This window comes from Pseudomonas sp. P5_A2_2 (assembly GCF_054177685.1).
On sequence record NZ_JBGCUL010000895.1, the window covers coordinates 1 to 1,808 of the forward strand.

General features: G+C 55.3%; 2 protein-coding genes. Both read left to right on the plus strand.

All coding sequences use genetic code 11. From position 1 onward, the window contains the following. Positions 1-415: LuxR C-terminal-related transcriptional regulator (locus ACXRVY_RS27030; RefSeq protein WP_458238734.1), on the plus strand; the 415-nt coding region annotated here is incomplete at its 5' end. Positions 416-423: 8 nt separating this feature from the next. Continuing rightward, on the plus strand, positions 424-1,808 hold a 1,385-nt coding region (locus ACXRVY_RS27035; protein WP_458238735.1), incomplete at its 3' end, for a transporter substrate-binding domain-containing protein.

The window sequence follows — 1,808 nt, forward strand, 5'->3', positions numbered from 1 at the left end:
GAGTAATCCTCCTAAAACACTGGTACTGACCGCACAATGCCCGACACTTTTCGGCATTCGTTGCATGCAATCCGGTGCCTCGGGCTATGTCTGCAAACAAGAGGACATCAGTGAACTGGTCAGCTCTATAAAAGCGGTATTTTCAGGTTACAACTATTTCCCGAGTGAGGCCTTGAACCCTGTCCACGGAGATGAAACACGCTGCATCGAATTGGAACTGTTCAAATCCGTAAACGACCGGGAGCTGATGGTCTTGCAACTTTTTGCCCAAGGTCGCACAAACAAGGAAATCGCCAAGGGGATGTTTCTGAGCAACAAGACCGTGAGCACCTACAAAAAGCGCCTCATGCAGAAGCTCAAAGCCAAATCCCTGGTTGAACTAATCGAGATGGCTAAACGAAACGCGCTAGTGTGAGACCCACGATGCCCAGCCGTTTGAAGATTTATCTGATACAGGTGACTGCAGGTCTATGCCTGAGCACCTCGTTGTTCGGGGCACCGAACAGTGAACACTACACGCTGCTCAGCCGTTCGAAGGCCGGAGCAATGGAGGTTCGGCTGGATGAATCCCAACGGCAATGGATAAAGCAAAAACATGAACTGACGCTCGGGACGTCGGCCCCGGACTACCCCCCTTTCGACCTGACCACCAGTGGGCAGGACTATGAAGGGTTTACCGCCGATTACGCTGGTCTTCTGGGAAAAATAACCGGTTTGCCCGTCACGGTTCGGCGTTTCGATTCCCGAGGGGCCGCGATCGCTGCACTGGAAAGCGGCGAAGTCGATCTGCTAGGCACCGCCAATGGATTCGAAGCTGGCAATGCCGACATTGCACTGTCGATACCCTATGCCGTCGACCAACCCGTATTGGTGACCCGCGAAGGGGAAACCCGATCCCTCACCGATGGCCTGGCCGGATTGCGCCTGAGCATGGTGTATCACTACTTGCCGCTGACGGAAGTCAGGGCGTTGTACCCGAAAGCGATCATCACGTCCTATCCCTCCTACCAGAATGCGATCAACGCCGTTGCTTTCGATCAGGCGGACGTGTTTCTCGGTGACACCATTTCAACTCACTACATGATCAACAAGGGATACTTGAACAACATCCGGATGGCCAACTTCGGCAAACATGAAGCCTATGGTTTCAGCTTCGCCGTTAACAGGAACACCCCCGAGCTGCTCGGCATCATCAACGCGACGATCACGGCCATCCCCTCCAGTGAACGAGAAAACATCGCCAAACGCTGGAGCGCCGGTAGCGACATTCTGCTGACCGATCAAAAGTTGCAACTCACTGAACGGGAAGAGCGCTGGCTGGCACGCCACCCGATAGTGCGCGTCGTCGTCAACGAAGCCTTTGCGCCACTGACGTTTTTCGATAGCAACGGCAACTTTCGCGGGGTCACCGCGGATTTGCTTGAGCTGATCAGGCTGCGCACCGGCTTGCGCTTTGACATCCGGCGCAGTCGGAGCGATGACGAAATGATCAAACAGATCAAGGACAACAAGGCCGATGTGATCGCCCCGTTGCTTCCCAGCGCGCAACGTCAAACCCAACTGAACTTTACCCGACCCTTTCTGGAAAATTCCTACGTCCTGCTGACCCGCAAAGCCGCCGACAGCCCGACCAACCTCGTGCAGTTGCAGGGCAAGCGCCTGGCCATTGCCCGCGGCAATCCACTCATGGATTACCTGCGCAGAGAATTTCCCCGGATCAGGTTGATCGAAGCCCCGGACACCTTCAGCGCCGTAGAGTTACTCGCCGAAGGYCAGGCCGAGGGCGCGGTGAACTCACTGATCATTGC